This window comes from Allorhodopirellula solitaria, assembly GCF_007859855.1.
GTDB classification, from domain to species: domain Bacteria; phylum Planctomycetota; class Planctomycetia; order Pirellulales; family Pirellulaceae; genus Rhodopirellula; species Rhodopirellula solitaria.
In genome coordinates this window covers 610,724-631,570 of the sequence record NZ_SJPK01000001.1, presented here as the reverse complement: position 1 = coordinate 631,570, position 20,847 = coordinate 610,724, and the positions used below count along the sequence as shown (strand labels likewise).

At 58.7% G+C, this 20,847-nt stretch carries 17 protein-coding genes; 7 read left to right on the top strand and 10 right to left on the bottom strand.

From position 1 onward, the window contains the following. Window positions 1-294: 294 nt before the first annotated feature. The 6 genes from CA85_RS02425 to efp all read right to left on the bottom strand — a co-directional run bounded on the left by CA85_RS02425 (window position 295) and on the right by efp (window position 8,401). Window positions 295-1,221: a hypothetical protein gene (locus CA85_RS02425; RefSeq protein WP_146389918.1), complete on the bottom strand. Its 927-nt coding sequence runs from the start codon at window positions 1,219-1,221 to the stop codon at window positions 295-297. Window positions 1,222-1,339: 118 nt separating this feature from the next. Next, complete coding sequence (glgB, locus tag CA85_RS02420) at window positions 1,340-3,544, bottom strand: 1,4-alpha-glucan branching protein GlgB (protein WP_146389674.1); 2,205 nt, start codon at window positions 3,542-3,544, stop codon at window positions 1,340-1,342. A 93-nt stretch (window positions 3,545-3,637) separates the two neighbouring features. Further along, window positions 3,638-4,363 carry a ribonuclease H family protein gene (locus tag CA85_RS02415; protein ID WP_146389673.1) on the bottom strand — a complete coding sequence of 242 codons (726 nt, stop codon included), beginning with the start codon at window positions 4,361-4,363 and terminating at the stop codon, window positions 3,638-3,640. A 680-nt stretch (window positions 4,364-5,043) separates the two neighbouring features. Then, window positions 5,044-6,426, bottom strand: a complete 1,383-nt coding sequence (locus CA85_RS02410) for a hypothetical protein (RefSeq protein ID WP_146389672.1) — start codon at window positions 6,424-6,426, stop codon at window positions 5,044-5,046. Next, window positions 6,423-7,757 (bottom strand): B12-binding domain-containing radical SAM protein, encoded by a 1,335-nt coding sequence (locus tag CA85_RS02405; RefSeq protein ID WP_246112424.1) that lies wholly within the window; start codon window positions 7,755-7,757, stop codon window positions 6,423-6,425. The genes CA85_RS02410 and CA85_RS02405 overlap by 4 nt, the downstream gene beginning before the upstream one ends. A 74-nt stretch (window positions 7,758-7,831) precedes the next feature. Continuing rightward, window positions 7,832-8,401 carry an elongation factor P gene (gene efp, locus CA85_RS02400; protein WP_246112423.1) on the bottom strand — a complete coding sequence of 190 codons (570 nt, stop codon included), beginning with the start codon at window positions 8,399-8,401 and terminating at the stop codon, window positions 7,832-7,834. Window positions 8,402-8,434: 33 nt separating this feature from the next. Here efp and epmB point away from each other — a divergent pair, with 33 nt between their 5' ends. The 7 genes from epmB to CA85_RS02365 all read left to right on the top strand — a co-directional run bounded on the left by epmB (window position 8,435) and on the right by CA85_RS02365 (window position 16,315). Next, window positions 8,435-9,559: an EF-P beta-lysylation protein EpmB gene (gene epmB, locus CA85_RS02395; RefSeq protein WP_246112422.1), complete on the top strand. Its 1,125-nt coding sequence runs from the start codon at window positions 8,435-8,437 to the stop codon at window positions 9,557-9,559. 119 nt (window positions 9,560-9,678) lie between these two features. Next, complete coding sequence (locus CA85_RS02390) at window positions 9,679-11,310, top strand: ABC transporter permease (RefSeq protein WP_246112421.1); 1,632 nt, start codon at window positions 9,679-9,681, stop codon at window positions 11,308-11,310. Between the two features lie 52 nt (window positions 11,311-11,362). Beyond that, window positions 11,363-12,166, top strand: coding sequence for a hypothetical protein (locus CA85_RS02385; RefSeq protein ID WP_146389669.1), 804 nt, complete (start codon window positions 11,363-11,365; stop codon window positions 12,164-12,166). A gap of 296 nt (window positions 12,167-12,462) precedes the next feature. Then, on the top strand, window positions 12,463-12,972 hold the full coding sequence (locus CA85_RS02380) for a FixH family protein (RefSeq protein ID WP_146389668.1): 510 nt from the start codon (window positions 12,463-12,465) through the stop codon (window positions 12,970-12,972). Window positions 12,973-13,467: 495 nt separating this feature from the next. Continuing rightward, window positions 13,468-13,659, top strand: coding sequence for a hypothetical protein (locus CA85_RS02375; protein WP_146389667.1), 192 nt, complete (start codon window positions 13,468-13,470; stop codon window positions 13,657-13,659). Window positions 13,660-13,971: 312 nt separating this feature from the next. Next, window positions 13,972-15,825 carry an alpha-amylase family glycosyl hydrolase gene (locus tag CA85_RS02370; protein ID WP_246112420.1) on the top strand — a complete coding sequence of 618 codons (1,854 nt, stop codon included), beginning with the start codon at window positions 13,972-13,974 and terminating at the stop codon, window positions 15,823-15,825. Continuing rightward, the gene (locus tag CA85_RS02365) at window positions 15,815-16,315 is read left to right on the top strand and encodes a nucleoside deaminase (RefSeq protein ID WP_146389666.1); all 501 of its coding nucleotides are present in this window, start codon (window positions 15,815-15,817) and stop codon (window positions 16,313-16,315) included. Before CA85_RS02370 ends, CA85_RS02365 begins: the two co-directional genes overlap by 11 nt. An 8-nt stretch (window positions 16,316-16,323) precedes the next feature. Here the strand turns inward: CA85_RS02365 and ccoS are convergent, their stop codons facing one another. From ccoS to CA85_RS02345, 4 genes are read right to left on the bottom strand one after another with little or no spacing between them, the layout of a single operon-like run. Then, on the bottom strand, window positions 16,324-16,476 hold the full coding sequence (gene ccoS / locus CA85_RS02360) for a cbb3-type cytochrome oxidase assembly protein CcoS (RefSeq protein WP_146389665.1): 153 nt from the start codon (window positions 16,474-16,476) through the stop codon (window positions 16,324-16,326). Between the two features lie 5 nt (window positions 16,477-16,481). Continuing rightward, window positions 16,482-18,983 (bottom strand): heavy metal translocating P-type ATPase, encoded by a 2,502-nt coding sequence (locus CA85_RS02355; protein WP_146389664.1) that lies wholly within the window; start codon window positions 18,981-18,983, stop codon window positions 16,482-16,484. Beyond that, window positions 18,980-19,834: a sulfite exporter TauE/SafE family protein gene (locus CA85_RS02350; RefSeq protein ID WP_146389663.1), complete on the bottom strand. Its 855-nt coding sequence runs from the start codon at window positions 19,832-19,834 to the stop codon at window positions 18,980-18,982. The genes CA85_RS02355 and CA85_RS02350 overlap by 4 nt, the downstream gene beginning before the upstream one ends. Window positions 19,835-19,844: 10 nt before the next feature. After that, window positions 19,845-20,729 carry an alpha/beta hydrolase gene (locus CA85_RS02345; RefSeq protein WP_146389662.1) on the bottom strand — a complete coding sequence of 295 codons (885 nt, stop codon included), beginning with the start codon at window positions 20,727-20,729 and terminating at the stop codon, window positions 19,845-19,847. Window positions 20,730-20,847 lie beyond the last annotated feature (118 nt).

Genomic DNA, 20,847 nt, shown 5'->3' with positions numbered 1-20,847 from the left:
TCACCATTACCGGTAGAACGCCGACTAAATCAACACGCCGTCACGCGTCGGGGTAGTAAGACCGCTTCGCAGACTAAAGTCAGGAGCGGGAAGGAATAAGTGTCGTATTGGACGAATCAACGAGCTGCTCAATATCCAGAAGTATCCCGTCAGGGATGATAGAAAATAGCCGGTGGTTTGAGCGCAAGCGAACACCACCGGATACGACCTATTGATGACGCGTTGCTAAGCGGAATTCGGCGGGACGCCCGCGTACCGGTTCTCGGGCGTCCCGCCCTCCCACGTCAGCAAGCATTAAGCTTGATCTGGCTTCGTGTAGAACTTGCTCAGGTCGAATTCTTGCCGCTGCTCCTGCTCCATCAGCTTGATGCGTGATTCGAGTCGTTCGATTCGGCGGAGCAGTGCGGGGATCGTATCACGATCTTTTTCGATTTTGATCGGGCGTGGGACGGGTGGATAGTCGAGGTGACGTTGCATCGCACCGAACAGATAGACCGGGTCTTTGCGGCGGTTAGCCAAGGCGATCCGGCCTTCCTTCTCACCGAATAGAAACGGCCCCTTGCCCTCAATATCCAGTCCTTCGGCGATCAATCGGCGGCGATACTCGTCGCTGGCGAGGAACAAGAGATCAGCGAGGTCGACCAGCCCGACGTTGGCGCGAAGGTCGAGCAGCCATTTGGACCATGCCGTATCGTAGACAGGGTCATTGCTCATCGCGGTCAATCCCGCGTCGTAGCCGAGTCGATTGCGGGAAAGCACTTCGAATTGGAAGAAGAAGGAACCGCTGCGGGCTCGCTGGGCCATCCCCTCTGGGGTCAGTCGGCCTCCGCGCGGGACCGATTGAAAGGATTCACCGAGATTCCCCGCCTCATCGATCGACTCCAATCGGGCCGTGTAATCGGCTCGCAGCTTCGCGTCGGCTTGGAGAACCTGCAGCGCGAGATGAATCGAAAAGCGTCCTGTTTCCTTTTCCGATTCGCTGATCAGGAAGGTTTGGAAGGATGCAAAGTAGTGTCCCAACCGTGACATCGCATGGCCCATCAAGCCCGAGTGCCGCAGCTCGGTGAGCATGTACTCGATCGCCATCGGTAACCGAGTCGTCGCCAGCAGTTCGTGACGGAGTTGGCCGAGGAGTTCCTGCATCGGAACGCCCTCTGCTACCCGCTCCCGCAGCAGGTCGAAGAGATAGGCCTGTTCAACGTATTCTGCGTGATCGAGCATGAAGTGACTTTGCAGCAGTTGTGTCCGCAGAGGAGTCTGATCCTCTCCGGCGAGGCTGTTAAAAACCATCTCAAATGGCTCGCCTCCCAAGGGTCAGACCCCTTGCTCGGATAGGCTCTTATTGATCGAGCCGAAAGATCGTGGTTCCCAGAGGTGGCAATGTTACCGCGATGCTATCGGGCCGATCATGATGGCCGATTCCTCGCGATTGGCAACCGGGATAGTTTCCCACGTTGCTGCCGCCGTAGGCTTCGCCGTCGCTGTTGAAAACTTCTTTCCAGAATCCCGCCTGCGGTACGCCGATGGGATAATCCTCGCGGACGACGGGAGTGAAGTTGCTGCACACGAGCAGGGGCGGATCGTTATCGGTGCCTTTGCGGAGATACACCAGGACGCTGTCTTGGGCATTCTGGCAATCGACCCATTCGAAGCCCTCGGGTCCGAAATCGAAGTGATGCAGCGCCGGGTTCTCATTGACCAGCAGGTTGAGGTCGGAGACGAGTTGCTGCACGCCGCGGTGGGTCGCAAAGTCGAGCAGCAACCATTGGGGGCCATCGTCTTCGTTCCACTCGTTCCACTGCGCCAATTCGCCGCCCATGAACAAAAGTTTCTTGCCGGGATGCGTCCACATGTAGGAATAGAGAAGCCGCAGATTGGCAAACTTCTGCCACATGTCACCCGGCATCTGGCTGATCAGAGATCCCTTGCCATGGACCACCTCATCGTGCGATAGCGGCAACATGAAGTTTTCGGTGAACGCATAGATCAGGCTGAACGTGAGTTCATTCTGGTGGTATTGGCGATGGATGGGTTCCTCACGCATGTAACGCAGCGTGTCGTTCATCCATCCCATATTCCATTTATAGGTGAAGCCCAAACCACCATCGCTCGTCGGTTTAGAAACACCTGGCCAGGCCGTTGATTCTTCGGCGGCGGTGACCACGCCGGGATAGTTTTCGTGCACGGCATTGTTGAATTCACGCAAGAAATCGATCGACTCCAAGTTCTCCCGGCCACCGTAGCGGTTGGGCACCCACTGGCCTTCCTCACGACTGTAATCGAGATACAGCATCGAGGCGACGGCATCGACGCGGAGCCCGTCGATGTGGTATTTATCGAGCCAGAACACAGCGTTCGCGATCAGGAAGTTACGAACTTCGTTCCGCCCAAAGTTGAAGATCATCGTGCCCCAATCGGGATGCTCGCCCTGGCGTGGGTCGGCATGCTCGTAGAGTGGCGATCCATCGAATCGTCGCAGCCCGTGATCGTCTTTAGGGAAGTGCGCGGGGACCCAATCAACGAGCACCCCGATGCCATTTTGGTGCAGGTGATCGACGAAGAACATGAAATCCTCGGGGCTGCCATGGCGGCTCGTGGGAGCATAATAGCCCACGCTCTGGTAGCCCCACGACCCCGAGTAGGGATGCTCACTGATCGGCATCAACTCGACATGGGTGAAGTTCATGCGGTGACAGTAGTCGGCCAAACGCTTGGCGAGGTCACGATAATCCAACCACCCGTTGGTCCGCCCCGGCCCTTTCTGCCAGCTGCCCAGGTGAACTTCGTAAACGTTCATCGGCGCGTGCAGGGGATCAAACTCGGTCCGTTTGTCCATCCAGTCGCTATCGCTCCATGAATAGGAGTTGATGTCCGAGATGATGTTGGCCGTCAGCGGAGGCAGTTCGGAAGCGAACGCCATCGGATCACATTTGTCCATCCAGTGGCCTTGCTCGCTATGGATGCGGAACTTGTACCGCTGGCCGATGCGGGCTGCCGGAACGAAGATCTCCCAGATGCCGATGTTGGGGAGTTGGCGGGCGCCGTGTTGGCGTCCATCCCAGCCATTGAAATCGCCAACCACCTGGACGGCTCGCGCATTGGGTGCCCAGACGGCGAAGTTCACACCATCGACACCGTTGACAGTGCGTAGTTGAGCGCCCAATCGCTCATAAATTTTGTGATGACGACCTTGTCCAATTAGATAGCGGTCAAAATCCGTTAGCAGGCTCGGCGTGGCGTAGGGGTCAGCGGTCTCGGTCGTCTTGCCTTTTTTATCCATCATTTCGACCTTGTAGTGGCTCTCAGGAGATTCATCGAGGATAGCTTCAAACACACCCTCGGGGTGCAGTCGCCGCATAGGGCGTCGCAAACCGGATGCCGAATCGATCAAGCAGATCGAATGGGCCTCGGGCTGGAACATACGAAATGCGGTTGCCGGAGTACCACGATAGTCCACCGGGTGGCGACCAAGCAAACTGCTGGGGTCGGCGATACTGCCGTCGACGAGCGACTGAATTTTCGAGAGGGAGAGCTGCGTGTTCATAGCGGGCGAGCAAGCCGGAAAGGAAAGGGGCCGAAGGTGCGTGATGAGAATGTGGTGATCGGAACGGGAGATCGCGTCTTGGACGCGGAGTCTCTAAGAGCCCGCTGGGCCCATCATCGCGATGCGATGTGCCCGATGGCTGGTATCGACTGCTGATTGCAGCAGCCAATCGCGGAGTCGATTGCCGTTATGGGAGAACGACGGCTCTTCGTGTGGCGAATCGATTCGCGTCGGTGCGACATGCCCTGTCGGATTCGGGGTCGCAGGGACGGTTAAACTGTTCTTGGGAGCGACCGCTGCGGGACGGCTGACCATCCTCGCCGTCAGCAGGCACGCTTGCACCTCATGAATACTCAGAGCGTGATCGATCCGTCGCCACAGGTCCGCGTGTTGGACTTCGACCCGCCGTCCAAAATGATCCCAGACAAAATCGCTGCGTCGCCAACGGGGCAGCGAATCGGTCAGCGAGCGGATCAGATAGCGATTGTGACTCAGTAACGTCACTCCGGATGGTCCGTCAATAGCCTCCAAACCACGGACCGCCGCTAGCAGGGTCAAGCGGTTCAGATCGCCCCGCTCGCAGTCCTGGGCCTCGAGAATGGGCTCGCCAGCGGCGGTTTCGATCGCGAACTGCCAGCGTCCGTCGTCCAAGGTGCTGCTCTGCGCCGAGACGACTAGGAGTAGCGACGCGAGGTTCGGTGCCGGAGTGCTCTCAACATCGTCGTCCGACCGGAGCGACTCAGCGACCGCACGTTCGGCATACTCCAAGCGATTCAGGGCCAGAGAATCGGAAGCAATTTGGATGGAATGTTGAGTCATAGCAGGTTTCCGTCCGCCCGTCGGCGGTGTGCATGCAAAGAAATCAGTGTGCTCGAAAAGTGTCGGCGGCGGCCCGGGTCAAGTCGGAGGGGGGTGAACTCGAGACGCAGGCCGCCGCCAGCGATCCGTCGACCGACGGATCAGGGCACGTTCATCTCCAAGTGTGCGGGAGGGATGCACAATCTGGAGGTGAACTGTCTGAGCAACGATTGGGTGCCACCGTTGCCTCGACACAAATAGCATTCGACAAACTCAGCGTGTTCCCCCAAGTCCGCTTGGCTAAAAAGCACGACCTAGCTTGCCCGGGGACCGGATCACCGGCAGAGACCGTCTAACCCGTCAGGTCACCGGTAGCAAATAGAGCCGCCCAGGTTGGGGCTACCGCGAGGTGGGTCTAACAAGTGTCGCATTGGACGAAGCAAAGAGATGCTGGATACCCAGAAGTATCCCGTCAGGGATTAGAGAGAATAGCCGTAGGTCAGCGCAGCGCCACCTACGGTGGTTCGTTGGCCGTGGAACGTCGACCCCGAAGTGGGTCGCAGACCTCGTGGTGAATGATCTTCAACCCCATTCGGGGTTGGCACGCGTGCTTCTCGGCGTTTCCGGTGGTGGTCGCTGCGCTCGACGACCGGCTATTGTCTAAAACGCCTTCGGCGTAGGAAAACTTTTGGCGCGAGCTTCTAGCTTGCGATCGGGCAGAAATCGCAAGCTGGAAGCTTACGCCGCTCACCAATTCGCCAGCCAGCGGTCTCCAACGACGTGTCCGGACCGACGTCCGGGCTCGCTGCGGGTCGCTCGCGTTCCTCTTCACCCGACTCTTCGAGGTTCTCTTCGAATTTCGCTTCGAGGGCTTCGAGCAGGGCGGTGCGGTGAGCGATCGTCTCGTCATCACCCACCTCCAACTCCTGCAGCTTGCGTAGTCGCACGATCGTGCGACGAACCCGCTCGTTGCCGGCACTGAAGAACTGGCGTTGGAGGTAATCCAGATCACGGGTTCCCTGGTGCCAGCCTTCTTGGCGTAGCGCAATCTCGTCGGCCTGCACCAACAATCGATCGATGATCCATCGTGGGCACTGCGTCTGTTCGATCGCCTCCATGAGATCGTCGATCAGTGGTAATTGGCTATCGCGATCAGGGAACCGTGGAGGCGGATCCCACACGACGGGAAAGGCATCCTCGCCATGTTGCCGCATCTGTTCGATCGCCTCCGCCACTTGCCCGCGGCGGAGCATGCTGTCGACTTCGGTGGCTCGGTAAAGTCCGGGCTGGAACTGGAAGGCTGCGGCGATCAAGCAACAGGTTGCCGCGACAGGCAGCCACCATACCCGGCGATGAATCCTTCCGTTGAGCCGACCGATCTCTTGCTGCGAATCATGCTCGCCACGCAGCATTCCGATCGCCACCAAACCCAGCACGAGTATGGGGATGACGCCATAGAAACAGATCATTGCGACCGCGCCTTGGTAATCGACAAGCATCTGCTGCGTCTGCGTCAAACGGATTCCACCCATGATCGAAACCATCGACAGCGTAGCCGCCATCAGAGCCAAAAACGCGATAATCATGCAGGGCAGTAATACCCAGGAGAGCACCGCGAGCATCGGGACCGCAAACTGGATCGCGACAATTCGACTAAACAACAGCACTCGCCAAACGGAAACGATCGACAGCATGGTCAGGTTCCATCGCAGGGCCGTGACTTCGTCCGTGATGGTTTCAATCGGAAAGGCGTACAGCCAGGCCAACGGGGCGGTCATCCAGTAACCGGTCATGAAAACGCGATAATCCCGCCACAGACTCTCGGTTTTGCGGCCAATCGAGAACATGCCGATCATCATGAACACGAAAACAATCGAACCGATCAACAGCGATGCTGCAAACGGAGCCAACAGATCTCGTGGATGGTGCAGCCAACTGACAGCGTCGTACTCTCTCGCCAGCGCCGCGGTCGCGACCAGAGCGAGTGCTAGCCAGATCGCGCGTGGGCACCGCAGGACGCGCACGATCGATGATCGGACGCCCAACAGCAACAGCAGAGGATCGCGGAGCCGCATGGTAATCATTGTCGTCTCGCAATCGCCCGGATGGATTTTTGAATAAGGTCGCGTCGCTGTTGTGCGTCGTCACGAAAGACTCGCGAGATCAACTCGTGAAATGCGTTTTGTAGCTCGTCGGCGGTCATTTGATCGGGACGGTAGACAACATCAAAGAGAGTGTAACATGAAAAATCACCTGGTAAGAGCCGTCTATTGGCCTGTAGGGAATCATACAGGCTCGTGCCGGGGAACGGGGTCTGCAGTGTGAGTTGCACTTCGCCCATGGGTGCGGTTTCCAAAAAATCACCGAGTCGCTCGATCGACGCGGGGGTTTCTCCATCGGCGCCGACGATGAAACACGCATTGACCACGATACCGGCAGATTGGATCGCTTCGACGGCATCGATCATCCGCTGCCAGTCTGCTGTTTTCGCGCCCATTCCGCCGTATCGAAACACGCTCGACTCCAACCCGATCAGAATTTGCCGGCAACCGCTCGCCGCGATCTGGCGCAGCAGATCGGGTCGAAGGGCAATTCGCCAATCGGATTCTGTGAACCAACGGGCACCGTAGCGGCGCAGGGCGTCCAGCATCGGGCCATGGTCCCGGTCGCTAGCGAACGTATTGTCATCGGCCAATTCGAGCCACGGTCGCGGCCGGATGCGGGCGATGGCGGCGAGCTCCCGTTCGATTTGCTGATCCGATTTCGTGCGGGCAGGGCCGAGCAGGCGACTGGCGGCGCAAAACGAACAGGCCCACGGGCAGCCCCGCATCGTCTGCAGAGTGTAGCGAGGCGGGGCCTCCGGTCCGAGCAGTTCCCAACGCGGCGTGGGTGATTGAGCGAGCGCGTAGGAACCGTCGGCCCGATAGCGATGCTGCAACCGGTCGGCGGCGAAGTCTGCGAGTACCCGAGGCAGCGTGCTCTCGCCGTCGCCGCAGGTGACGACATCGAAACGAGTTTGGCACCAATCAGGAGCTGCCGTCGCATGCAGCCCGCCGACGACGGTGACCACCTGATCGCGGCAACTCGGTTGAGAGCGAATCAGCTCGCTAATTCGAGCTGCTCGGTCCGCTGCCGGCGTCAGGCAGGAGAACGCCACGATGTCAGGTTGATGGCTCTGGATCTGTGCGGCGATGGCCGACTCATCACCCACACCATCATCACTGACGAGGCTCACCTGCCAGTCCGGTGGTGCCGTAGCGGCGATCGTCAGCAATCCCAGAGGCGGCAACTGAGAGAGCGCCGAAGCACGCCGAGAGAGGCCTGGCAGACTCATCCCGCGGGCGAGCAATTCGCTGTGCCCGACCCGTAGCCCGCTCATGGAGACGAGCGTCAGGCGATGCTGCTTTCCGCTCACAAGATTGGCTCATCCGTTGGAAGCGTCCGCAGCCAGCCGGCTATGGACCTCGCCGAAAACTCACTGATAGATGCCTAGTTGCTAACACGTTCGACGTAGTCACCGGTGATCGAGCTGATCTTCACCACATTGCCCTCTTTAATAAATCCGGGCACGAGGAACTCAGCGCCTGTTTCCATTTTGGCTGGCTTGGTCACGTTGGTGGCGGTGTCGCCTTTGGTTCCAGGTGCGGTTTCGATCACTTCGAGCTGCACGTGCTGGGGCGGTTCGACAATGATCGCGCGGCCGTTGTAGAGCGTCATGGAGCATTCCATGCCGTCCTTGAGGAACTTCCAGATATCGCCAGCGACTTCGGAGGCGACCTCGTACTGTTCGAATGTCTCCCCATCCATGAAGACGTAGTCCTCGGCTTGGCGATAGAGGAACTGCACGGTCGTAGTTTCGACGTCAGCGGATTCGAGCGAGTCGCCGCCCTTGTAGGTACGGTCAAGGGTCGTGCCACGAATGAGATTTTTCATCTTGCATTTGTACATGGCGTTGCCTTTGCCGGGTTTGACGAACATCATTTCAGTCATCAAATACGGTTCGCCATCGATTTGAACCTTTAGGCCTTTGCGAAAATCGCTAGTGTTGTAACTTGCCACAGACGGCTCCACTCCCAAACGGAAAAATAATCAGTGATTGTGAATCGGACGGCGCAGAGTTTAACGAGCGAGGGTCGGGTTGTCCCACCCCAGAGTAGCAAAGATTTTGCGGCGTCCCGGCAGGCTGGCCAAATCTCGCCGCCGCCCGGCCCTGCTGGGGACGATCGCTGGCTCGACTCGATGCGCCGAGCCATCCGCTCGGCCGCCGAACTGCGACACGTGCTGGGACTCGAATCGCCGGGGCCCGAAAATGGGGCCAGCGGAGAGAACCCGTCTGGTAGAGAGGTGGATTATGATTTCCCTGTCTTTGTCCCCCGTGAATTTGCCGCTCGGATGCAGCCCGGGGATGACTCGGATCCGCTGCTGCTGCAGGTCATGCCGAGTTCAGCGGAGGGAGTCGAGGTGGCCGGATTTGACGCCGACCCGGTGGGTGATCGTGAGGCCAATGTCGCTCCTGGGGTGCTGCACAAATACGCTGCCCGAGCGCTGATCATCACGACGGGTGCCTGCGGTGTGCATTGCCGGTATTGCTTTCGCCGGGCGTTTCCCTACCACGAGGCTGGCTCACGCAGCCAAGCCTACGCCCCTTCGCTGGACTACCTGCGGCAACGAGACGATATCGACGAAGTGATATTCAGCGGCGGTGACCCGCTGACGATGACCGATTCAACTCTCGAGACGCTGATCGGCGAGATCGAAGCGATCGAGCATGTCAAGCGGCTGCGGATCCATTCCCGGATGCCCATCGTCATCCCGTCTCGCGTGAATTCCTTCTTGGTCGAGCGACTGCGCCACTCGCGGCTGTCGGCGTGGATGGTCGTGCACAGCAATCACGCGGCAGAGATTGACGCGGAAACGTCGTCGGCGCTACAGCGGATGGTCGACGCCGGCATTCCCGTGCTCAACCAATCCGTGCTGCTGCGGGGCATCAACGACTCGGTCGCGGCCTTGGAGGCGTTGTCGCGATCACTGATCGATTGCCGTGTGATTCCCTATTACCTGCATCAACTCGATCGAGTCGCGGGGGCCGCCCACTTTGAAGTTCCGCAGGAACGTGGTCTCGAGTTGATCGCGCAGTTAGAATCGCGGTTACCCGGCTTCGCCGTCCCCCGCTACGTCCGCGAGATCGCGGGCGAAAAATCCAAGACGCGGTTGTAGACGTTCTCCATGACCACACCCTAACTCATGATCACACCCTGGCCCACTCAGAATACGTGAACGCGCACGCGCCTCGATCCTTGCACCCAGCGCACTGGAACCTGCTCTCAAGGTGGGGGTTGAAGAATAATCCAGTCCTGCAGCGGGAACTGCTTGTGAACCTTCGCACCAACCGCTCGTTCATTTTGTTGGCGGCTTACCAGCTCCTCCTCGCGGCGGTCACCTGGATCGCTTGGCCGAGTGACGATCGATTGGACCTGACCCAGAATCCTCCCTCGGCGCGGCGGTTGGTGGATCTGTTCTTTCTCGGCCAGTACGTGATCGCGTCCTTGATCGCCCCCAGCTTCGCGGCGGGAACGATATCGGGCGAGAAAGAGCGTCAGACCTACGAGATGTTGTTGGCCAGCCCGCTGCGTCCAGGCGCGATCGTGATCGGAAAGCTCGTCGCCGCCCTGACCCATTTGGCGCTTCTGATCGTGGCGTCGCTGCCGATCATCGTGCTGTTTCTTCCTTTGGGTGGAGTCAGTGTTTACGAGGTCGCGGCTGCGTACCTAGGTCTGTTCGTCTCGGTGATCTTGTTCGGTTCGATTGGCGTTTTCTGCAGTAGCTATTTCTCGCGGACCAGCAATTCGCTGGTCGTTAGCTATTTACTGATCCTGCCTCTGGTGATCGGCGGTGTGCTCTTGTGGCAGTCGCTCGCCGGTGACGGTTTGCTACGACTCAAGGTGATTGTGATGGTGGTGCCCGCCTTCGCGATCGCCGCTGTGATTCTGATGAGCGCTGCCACTGCCAACCGTTTGCTTTATCCGCCTGACGTCGGTAGCGAGGGCAAGGAGATCATTGATCTCGAACAGGAGGCTGCCGAAGCGGTGGGTTTGGTGATCCAACCGGACCAGTTCCCCGATCGCTTGTTTGCGCCGCCCCGACGTGACACTCTGATGGAGGATGGTGCCAATCCGGTCTACGACAAAGAGATTCACGGCGAAATCTTCAGCCAGGGTACACTGATGCTGAGATTGGTTATCCAGATCAGCATTCTGTTAGCGATTCCGCTGATGGGCGTCCTGTTGTTCTGGCGTACAGGCTGGGCCCCCTGGTTCGCCGTCTATGTGATCGTGTTCAACCTGTTGGTCGGACCCGTTTTTCTGGCGGGGACGTTCACGAGTGAGCGAGAGCGTCAGACCCTCGATCTGTTGCTGACGACGACGCTTTCACCGTGGAGGATTTTCTGGGGTAAGTTCATTGTGGGGTTTCGGGTGGCGTTTGTCCTGACCAGCTTTCTGGTGTGGCCGATGCTGCTCGGCTTGTTGCTTAATCCTGATTTCTATTCCAATTGGGCGTTGATCGTGGGGATGTTTGCGATTCCCGTGATGGTGGCAGTCGTCAATGCGTTCGTCGCCATCACCGCGTCCTTGTACCAGACGCGGACCTCGATGGCATTGATGACAACCTATCTCGTGCTGATTGTGCTGTATGTCATCCCGGCGGGCCTGAGCACTTTGGCGAGCACGCTGAACCTGCCTGAAAAGGCGCAGCGAGTCATCGATTGGCTGGGCGTGAGCAGTCCTTTTCGAGCACTTTTCGCGTTGCCGATGGATCACCAAATTCTGCGCAGCGACGAAGTCTCCCAGAGCCACGCGGGCAATCCGATGTTGGTGCTCGGATACTTTGCCTGCAGCCTCGCGATCATCGCCATCACGATGATCCTGATTGCGGCCAAGATGAAGCGACTCGGCGGCCACTTGGAATAGTGAAAGTGCGAGCCCAACTTTCCCCTCTCGCGAAGCCGAGGCTTTTCCATTGATGTTTTGTTTCGCACGACTTTCCCGCTTCCCGGCTGTCGCGGTATCGCTCGGGGTGGCAATCTGCATTTCGGCCGGATGGGGTTCCGCTACAATTCTTCGCGCCAGCGACGCGGTCAATCAGCATGGTCAACGCGAGCTCCGGCTCGACGAGTTACCAGCACCCCCGCCCGAAATCCGCGCCTGGCTCGAGCGTGGCCAGGTGACTTTCCTCGTCGGTGGGAAGCGGCCGTCGGTTGCTCAACCGAGCCGCTCGACAGCTGCCGAACCCCGGCATTTCGCAGCCGAGACACGTTACCGGGCAACGCATTCCTTCCGAAGTCGCTGCCGCTGGGTGTGGCGCAATCCATCGAGTGCGCAGCGGCTGGCAATTAACGTGCGGTACCAGAAGCTGCAGTTGGCGGTTTCCCACCAAGTGTGGCTGGAGGAGATGCCGGATGTGGAGACGTTTTGGGAATCTGCCTTAGTCCTACATGAGCTGGATCACGTCCGATTGTCGAGTGATCCGCGATTGAAGGCGAAATTCTTAGCGGCAGTGAAACAACGAAGCCGAATCGAGTTGACGCGGGAACAGACGCTATCGGTGCTAGAGGATGCCGCCCGGCGGAGCCAGATGATTCGGGGGCGGAGCCAGCCACTGATAAACAGGCTCGGCAGCGAGGAGGCTCAGGAATTTCTCGACGAGGCGGTGGACGCCGAGTTCGAGAAAATCGTCCAGTTGGTGGAGATTCGCTATCGAGAGCTCGATCGGCAAACCGACCACGGCCGACAACCGATCCCCAAGGAGAGTTCTCTACAGCCCTGAGCCGAAGGACGTAGGTCCTCAGGTGTCACACAGCTCAAAAAACCATGCCTCCCGCGTTCGTGCACCCTGGGGCGGGGTAAGCCACGACTCAGCGGATCGTGGCGCATGCTTCTTGCAAATCGCAATCGAATTGCGTGAGTCGAACAGGCGGTGTAACCTTGCTTGACGTCTTCGAACCTTTTGCGAGCGATCCCGCATGGGCGGAAGCAACCCGATTCGCGGCAATCGCATGACATCTTCACCGTCTGCGGTATCGGGAGATGTCGAGTGCCCCTCCAACTAACGTCTCTCAAACAATGTCCTCCAAATCAGACGACGAGATCCAATCCGAACGCAAAGCCAAACGGTTCTATATCGGTTTGGTGCTGCTGCTCTTCGCGATCCAGTTCACGATTCTCGGCACAGCGTTGAAACTCGCGATCGGTGATCCGGCGCTCGCCGTGGTGCCCGACTACCACCAAGCGGCGCTGGATTGGGACGCCATCCATGCCGCTTCCAGTGCGGCAGCCAAACAGGGCTGGGACGTACAGATCGATGTTTCCGATGTGGCCGATGGTCGCGGCCTGAGGGCGGTTGATCTCAACATGAGCGATGATCGAGGCCAACCGGTCACTAACCTGACCGTGGTGGGTAAGGTCTACCATCACGCTGATGCGGATCGAATCGAACGCTTTGAAATGCAAGATGTGGGCGGCGGACGATACCTGGCGACGCCACCGATGGCTCGGCCAGGGTTGTGGCAACTCGAACTCGACATCCGTAATGCCGGAACGCCGATGACCCTTTCAAAAACCTGCGAGTTTTAACAGCCGATCGAAGCGAGCCTGTGGCTTGTCTGACAGGAAACTACGCCGTCAGACTGGGGAGTGCCTCAAGGTGCTGGTGGAACTGTACTGTACTGGCGTAAGCAAGAAACGCCGCGATACCGAAGAATTCGGGCTGATCCGCCGGAAGCGTGCGCCCGAGGTTTTCAAGGCATGGCTCCCGTATCGAAGGATTTATTTGTGGGATGTGATTATCAATGTTAGACTGGCACTGCCGGGAGAAACGGAGCCGAGCTCTGCAGAGGTGCTGGCTTGGCAAGGGATATCTCGGTCGCCAGCGTTTCCCTGCAAAAGCGGTACGCCAATGGTGTTGTCGGTCCCTGGCGAGCGTTTGTTCGTCAGGGACGCATTTTTGAACGATCATTGGATACGAGAGCCATGCCTCAAAAAACCTTCCGCTGTGCTCTGCGCACGCTTCCGTCGGATGAACCACTCTTAAGCCCTTTTTCTGCCTGAGTACTCCTGGAAAGTAAAGTCATGTTGAAGCAAGCGTATGTACGGGGCGCTCTTGCAGTTACAGCGTCAGTGATGATTGCCGTCGTCTCTACCGGTTGTGATCGCAAGGAAACAGTGCTGGATGTCGACACGCCCGGAGGCGGGGGTGTTGAGGTTGAACGCAACAAGGAGACGGGTGCGGTCACTGTGGATGTGGATGAATCCAATCCCTGATCCTCAGAGGTCGGTGGTACCGTCAATTCTGTGTTAGTTGCTTTTGTTCCGCACCTTCAGTGCGAAGGCCGGCACAGCCCCGTCCGTTAATCTCACGGGCGGTCGATTTATTGAGCCGAGACGCGTTACCGGCCGGGTGGGTCGCGCTACCCAGGGCCTCACAGCCCTCGTCTCAACATTGGGAAGCTAACGGCAAGTTTCGCCTAATTGTCTACCAGCCCGAAGGGTGACGCAGCGTCCGGTGTGTCGACCTTCGGGCTGGGTCCGTTGCTGTAGAATTTTCATTTCATCTTCCTCCCTTGAGACCACGCCGTGACATCTTCTCACTCGCTTGAAGCAGCGAACACATCTTCAGCCACGACGCAAGCCTCTGGGATGGGGCCGATTGTGCTTGATCGCGGCGTGGCTTTCCGGGTGTGGGCACCGCACGCGAACTCGGTCAGCGTGGTGGGCGATTTTAACGACTGGGATGGCAAGGCCAGTCCGATGGAATCCAGCCCGAGCGGTGATTGGTATGCCTACGTTGAAGATGCCAAACCGGGTGATCAATACAAGTATGAGATTTCGAACGGCGAGAAAACGTTCTGCCGGATTGATCCGCGGGTCAGAGAGGTGACCAATTCCGTCGGTAACGGGATCATCCATCAGCCTGCGTTCGATTGGCAGGATGATGAATTCGTGATGCCCTCGTGGAACGAGCTCGTCATTTACGAAACACACATCGGAACGTTTAGTCGGAGCGAGGACGACCGGGTAGGAACCTTTGAAGACTACATTACTAAGTTCGATTATTTGAAGCGTCTCGGCGTCAACGCGTTGCAGATCATGCCGCTTGCCGAGTTCGCTGGCGATTATTCATGGGGCTACAACCCTGCCCACCCGTATGCGGTCGAAACGGCGTATGGGGGCCCAGTTGGGTTCAAGACGTTTGTGCGGGAGGCCCACAAGGCTGGATTCGCCGTGATTCTTGACGTGGTTTACAATCACTTCGGTCCGAGTGATCTCGATCTTTGGCAGTTCGACGGTTGGAGCGAGAACGGCAAGGGTGGCATCTATTTCTACAACGACTATCGTTCCACGACACCGTGGGGAGACACCCGCCCTGATTATGGGCGTGGTGAGGTTCGGTCGTATATTCGCGACAACGCCATGATGTGGCTGGAAGATTTCCACGTCGATGGCTTGCGATATGATATGACGCTCTACATTCGCAGTGTCGATGCGAGCGGCCAGCAAGAGATCCCCGAAGGCTGGGGGCTGACCCAGTGGGTGAACCGGGAGGTACACGCCTACAAACCCTCAGCAATCACGATCGCTGAAGATCTTCAGAACAACGCCTACCTCACCAAGCCTGAGAGCGAAGGCGGAGCAGCATTTTCCACCCAATGGGATGCTGCCTTCGTTCACCCGATCCGTGATGTGATCACCCAGAGCGACGACGCAGGCCGGGATATGAACAAGGTTCGCGATGCGCTTTATCACGCGTATGATGGCGACGCGTTTCGACGTGTGATCTATACCGAGTCGCACGATGAGGTCGCCAACGGGAAGGCACGTGTCCCCACCGAGATCGATTCGGATGATCCCGATGACTGGTACTCTCAAAAGCGTTCTACCCTCGGTATCGCTCTCGTTCTCACCGCCCCCGGGATTCCCATGCTGTTTCAAGGGCAGGAGTTCTTGGTCGATGGTTGGTTTCAAGACGGTGACGAACTCGATTGGGATCAAGAGGGCGAGCATGAAGGAATCGTTCGACTCACTTCGAGGCTAATCGACCTGCGGCTCAATCGAGATGGAGTTACCAAGGGGCTGACCGGTCAGCGCATCAACGTTTTCCATGTCAATCATCGCGACAAAGTCGTCGCTTTCCAACGCAGCTATGATGGTGGTCAGGGCGACGACGTTGTCGTGATAGCGAATTTTGCTAATCAGCATTTCGAGCAGTACGAGTTTGGCTTGCCAGCGAGTGGACAGTGGCGTCGGCGATTTAGCAGTGACCGACGAATCTATAGCAACGACTTTGCGGGGCAGGCCAGTGGCGATATTGAGGGGCGATCGCAGCCCTATGACGGACTGCCTTCTCGCGGACGTATCGAGCTGCCCCCATACACTGTACTGATCTATTCTCAAGACGCCGGTGAGGAAGGCAGCACCCATGATCAATGAAACCGAGAGACAACCGGAGTCGGTAACCGACACCGAACTCACGCAGTGGATGAAAGCGGCGTTGGCCGATGGGCAGGCGGGAGTGCAAGCCGGCGAGAACCCGTTCGGCGCAGCAGTCTACTTGCCATCGGGCCGACAGATTGCAGTCGCGCACAACACAGCCGTCTCCGATACGAATCCAACCGCTCACGCAGAGGTCAACGCAATTCGAATCGCCTGCCAAAGTCTCGGCAATCCCAGCCTCAAGGGATGCTGGCTCCTCGCTACCGCACAGCCTTGTCCAATGTGCTTCTCAGCAGCCCTGATGGCTGGGATAGAGCACATTGTTTTCGGTGCCGACCAGGCTGCCGTTGAGCAGGCCGGTTTCGGTGGCCTCGGCGTGACGAGCCGTGAGTTGGCGGAGCAGTGTTCCATCGACGTGACCCTCCGTGGCTCGATTCTCAGCGAGGATTGCACTCGTTTTCTGCTGGACAATCGGAAAGACGGCTGAGCGGACCCTCAGTCCTTGGACTTTTCTTCGTCGATCAGCATCCGCACTGCTGGCGTGTCGAGATCGTCATATTGGCCGCTGCGAATACACAACAGACAGGCAATCAGGCCGCCTCCGCCGAGGACCAATGCGAGGGGAACGGCGACGTACAGAACACTCACTCGGCTCAATTCCTGCGGGAGGTGGTGGGACGGGATGGATAGGTTGGCCAGATCAAGGTCACCGCCAACACACTGACGCTACTCAACGGCATCAGGATCGCCGCGACAAGAGGACTGATCCGGCCGCACATCGCTAGCCCGACAGCAATCACATTATACAGCAATGATACCGCGAGGGCAGTCCGAATCAGCCATTCGGTGCGGCGTGCCGAATCCACCAGCTCGTTCACACCCGCCAGATTATCGTTGGCTATAAATACTGGCGCTGCTTGCAAACTCACCTCCACGCCACCGCGGACGGCAATCCCGACATCGGCTGCGGCCAATGCAGCAGCGTCGTTGGCGCCGTCGCCCACCATCACAGTGGTTGATTCGACCGTCCCGCTCGAGAACCTTTCATCGCCGCGCACGGCTGCCAGTTTGTCCTCGGGGCTGAGTCCACCAAATGCGAGGTCTGGCGGTACGCCCAATGTTGTGGCGACGTGGCGGACGATGTCCGGATGGTCCCCTGACAAGATTCCCACCTGCCAACCGCTCGCCTGCAAGCACGCGACAGTTTCAGCTGCCTCGGCTTTGATCGGATCAAAGATCGCAACGACCGCTTCGACGATTCCATCGCGAGCGATCACAATGGGACTGGCCGCGTTCTCGGTACAATCGTCAATTGCATCCCGCACGACCTGCCCCAATCCAAAGCCTTGCTCGCGAAGAAACGAAGGGCTGCCCACAAGCACTTCGCTGTCTTGAACATGCCCCACCACGCCCTGTCGATGGACGCGGTCAAGAACGGCATCGGATAGCGTCGCCGTCCCAAGCCGGCGACATAAACGACCCAGTGCATCAGCGACGGGATGACGACAGTGTTGCTCCACTGCAGCGGCAGCAGCGACACTCTCCGAATCTCCCCAAGCGATCCACGCATCCGGACGCCCTGAGGTCAGCGTACCCGTTTTATCGAACCAGATTCGTCCCGTGCGAGACAATTGCTGCAGCGTCGAACCGTCGCGTATCAAGACCTTATGCTTCGCTGCACGACCGAGTGAGACGGCAATCGCTAGCGGGGTTGCGAGAGCCAATGCGCAGGGACAGGCTACGATCAAGAGCGCTGTCGCGGTCGATGCGGATGTGCGCCATCCCGCGGGCAGCCACCAAAGGAAGGTGGCAATGGCCAGCAACGTCACCACCACCACGAACACACCACCGATCCGATCAGCGAACTGCACGATCGGGATCTTGTCATTCATCGCGTCTTCGACCGACTGCATGACGCGACCGATTCGGCTCTCTCGTCCGGTCGCGGACACGCGAACGTCAATGGGTTGCTGCAAATTCAGTGTCCCAGCGGCTACCTGGTCTCCCTCGGCGATGTCGACGGGCACGCTCTCGCCAGTCAACAACGACCGATCGATCAACGATTGACCGTGCAGGACCTCTCCGTCGACAGGAATGTTTTCACCCGCATCGACGCGAACGCAATCGCCTACCTGAAGAATATCCACCAAGACGGTGTCGGTCGTCTCATCGGAATTGACTCGCAGCGCATGACGCGGAGTGATCCGTAATAACAGATCGACTGCCTTGGCGGCGCGGTGCTGCTGGTGGAACTGGATCCAGCGGCCGATCAGTAGCAGGAACACGAGCACAGCGAGCGAGTCAAAATACAGATGCCCGCGGCCAGAGATAGCATTGACGATGCCTGCAACCGTGCCGACGGACAGCCCCAACGCGACGGGAAGATCCATGTGAGGGACGCGGGTTTTGATCGACGCCAATGCGCCCACGAAAAACGTCCGCCCCGGAATGACAACGGCTGCGACACCCAAACCGGTGCCCACAAGTCCGAGAAACCAGCGATGGTCAACCTCGACACCCTGCAGTTCACCCGCATAGAGCGCCACGGCGATCCACATTGCATTTGCTGCACAGAATCCAGCGATGGCAATGCGCATCAAATGGCGACGGTTTTCACTCTGGAAATGCGTGTCCCGCTCCGCCGAGATCGGTGCTACCTCGTAACCGAGCCGGTCGAGCAGCCGAGCGATCTGGCTGAGAGCCGTGGATTGCGGATCGTAAACGACTCGCAGAGTATGGTCGCTCATCTTCACACGGGCGGCCCGCCAACCTGGCGTGCGCTGTGCCGCGTTCTCAATCAACCACGCGCAAGCTGCGCAGTGCAGTCCGTGCACCGCGAGTTCGCTGCACATCAATCCGTCCTCTTGCGGTCGCGGTGTCGATGGGCCGAGGAACTCCTCACTGTCAAAACGCTCGTAGCGAGACGACTCCTCCTTGACCCGTGGTGCCGTGCCGCTGCCGAGCTGATCGCGAAGACCGTAAAACGATTCCAACCCCCAGCCGTGGATAAGCTCGTAGGCACCACGGCAGCCACCGCAGCAGAAAATCTCGTCGGCAGGCTGTTCCGCGTAGCTATCGGTCGGCTCACCACAGTGGATGCACGGGCGCGAAATGCGTTGGTGGCGGTCAGCCGACGGAGACGTCGATGGATTCACTTGGTCGGATCCACGCTCTGCGGTTTCAGCAGCGCACCGATCCGCTGCATGATCCCACTGGATGCTCTCTGACTCGCTCCACCATCGCAGAATCCGGCCGGTATCGGATTCTCGCTATCAACGGTCCACTCACCGGCACTGTGGCCACTGAGATCGGATAGCGAATTGAGGTTGGCAAAGCCACGGCCCGAAGCGGTGAAACCGCCCGCGACGATGAGTAAAACAGCAGTCACGACGGGAACAATCCGAACAAACTCGCGAGATAAAGTTTGCGTGCCCGCGATCAACGCCGTCAAGGCAGGCACCGTACCGAGCCAGAATGCCGCCATCGTGAGGCCGCCCATCACGACGCTGCCAGTGCCCGCTGCGATCAACGCGAACAGATACAGCCATCCGCAGGGCAGCAAAGCTGTCAGCAAGCCGATCGATACCGCACGGCCGTGCGGAGGCAGTGACAACACATACGGTCGCAGTCTTACCAGCAGGCCGCCCATCCGAGAGGGCACCGGTGGCGATTTCACTGCGATGCGGCTCGCCAGCAAAATCTTTCCCAGCTTGGCGATTCCGATGATCACCATCAGTGCGCCGACAACACGAGCGGCGGCGAGTTGAAATCCAAGCGTTTGGCCGCCCACGTCCACCAAACTGCCAATACCGCCAGCGGCCAGGCCCACCATCGTGTAGGTCAGGAATCGACCGAAGTGATAGAGCGAGGTCGATACGATGATTTGTCGCTGAGAGGTTTTCATGCCCGCCCCGCTCGCCCAAATCGCTAAGGGGCCGCACATGCCCACGCAGTGCATACTGCCCAGCAGGCTGGCGGTGAGGACGGCGGTAACGAGTAGAAACATGATCGCAGTGTTACTCGATAACTCCCAAACCACGCATCCATGCCTCGGCGTATTTCGGCCACGACTGGGGGGCTCGCTCTGAACCTCGCAAACCGTACCCATGACCGCCCTCGGCCAAGAGGTGCATCTCAGCAGCAACCTGCGACTGTGTCAGTGCCAAGTAATAGAACAGACTGCCTTCGACGTGCACGCCATCATCCTGGGTTTGAAACAGAAAGGTCGGCGGCGTGTCCTTGGTCACTGTCAGTTCTGGGGCCAACTCCGGCCCGCGTTTCTTGGTCAAATAGGCTGGGTAAATCAACACGGCAAAGTCGGGCCGACAGCTGACCGTGTCCGCCTCGTCGATTGCCTCATAGGTCCGTTCGCCATAATTTGTGCTGGCTGCCGCCGATAAATGGCCACCTGCTGAAAACCCCAACACTCCAATCCGCTCCGGGTTCAGATTCCACTCGTCGGCGTGCCAGCGGACCAATCCCAAGGCGCGCTGAACGTCCTGCAACGGTGCTTCATGGGGTGCGCGTCCCTCTCGACGAGGCACGCGATACTTCAGCAAGACCGCGTTGACCCCGAGGGTGTTGAGCCACTGGCAAACCTCGGTGCCCTCCAAGTCCATTGCGAGGATATGGTAGCCGCCACCGGGGCAGACGACGACAGCGGAACCGTTATCCTTCTCGGCCGGTGCTCGGTAGAGCGTGATGGTCGGTTCGCTAACATTGCCGAGCCGAATCACACGATTGGAGGTTTCGTCGGGACTCGTCTTGTCATGTTCTGGGCCCAGTTCACCCTGGTCGCCCGGCGCGCCGTCGGGCCAGAGCAATTGGGGTTCCGATGCCTCGGCGGAGACAAGCGTCAGACAAAGTGCCAGTGGTATGGCGGCAACAAGGAGCGTTCTCATAAACCTTTTCCAATCAGAGTGGGGTCCAGCAATGCAGCGCTGGAAGCAGTTCAGTCAAATGTCGTCGTTGGTACATCTCGAGTCAACGTCGCGCGGTCCAGATTGAGCGTTCGGGCTC

Excerpts from the sequence above, each read along its gene's own strand:
- CA85_RS02425 (WP_146389918.1), bottom strand. The coding sequence starts at position 1,221 with ATGCTCGATCACGCAGAATACGTTGAACAGGCCTATCTCTTCGACCTG.
- glgB (WP_146389674.1), bottom strand. The coding sequence starts at position 3,544 with ATGAACACGCAGCTCTCCCTCTCGAAAATTCAGTCGCTCGTCGACGGC.
- CA85_RS02415 (WP_146389673.1), bottom strand. The coding sequence starts at position 4,363 with ATGACTCAACATTCCATCCAAATTGCTTCCGATTCTCTGGCCCTGAAT.
- CA85_RS02410 (WP_146389672.1), bottom strand. The coding sequence starts at position 6,426 with ATGATTACCATGCGGCTCCGCGATCCTCTGCTGTTGCTGTTGGGCGTC.
- CA85_RS02385 (WP_146389669.1), top strand. The coding sequence starts at position 11,363 with ATGTTTTGTTTCGCACGACTTTCCCGCTTCCCGGCTGTCGCGGTATCG.
- CA85_RS02380 (WP_146389668.1), top strand. The coding sequence starts at position 12,463 with ATGTCCTCCAAATCAGACGACGAGATCCAATCCGAACGCAAAGCCAAA.
- CA85_RS02375 (WP_146389667.1), top strand. The coding sequence starts at position 13,468 with ATGTTGAAGCAAGCGTATGTACGGGGCGCTCTTGCAGTTACAGCGTCA.
- CA85_RS02365 (WP_146389666.1), top strand. The coding sequence starts at position 15,815 with ATGATCAATGAAACCGAGAGACAACCGGAGTCGGTAACCGACACCGAA.
- CA85_RS02350 (WP_146389663.1), bottom strand. The coding sequence starts at position 19,834 with ATGTTTCTACTCGTTACCGCCGTCCTCACCGCCAGCCTGCTGGGCAGT.
- CA85_RS02345 (WP_146389662.1), bottom strand. The coding sequence starts at position 20,729 with ATGAGAACGCTCCTTGTTGCCGCCATACCACTGGCACTTTGTCTGACG.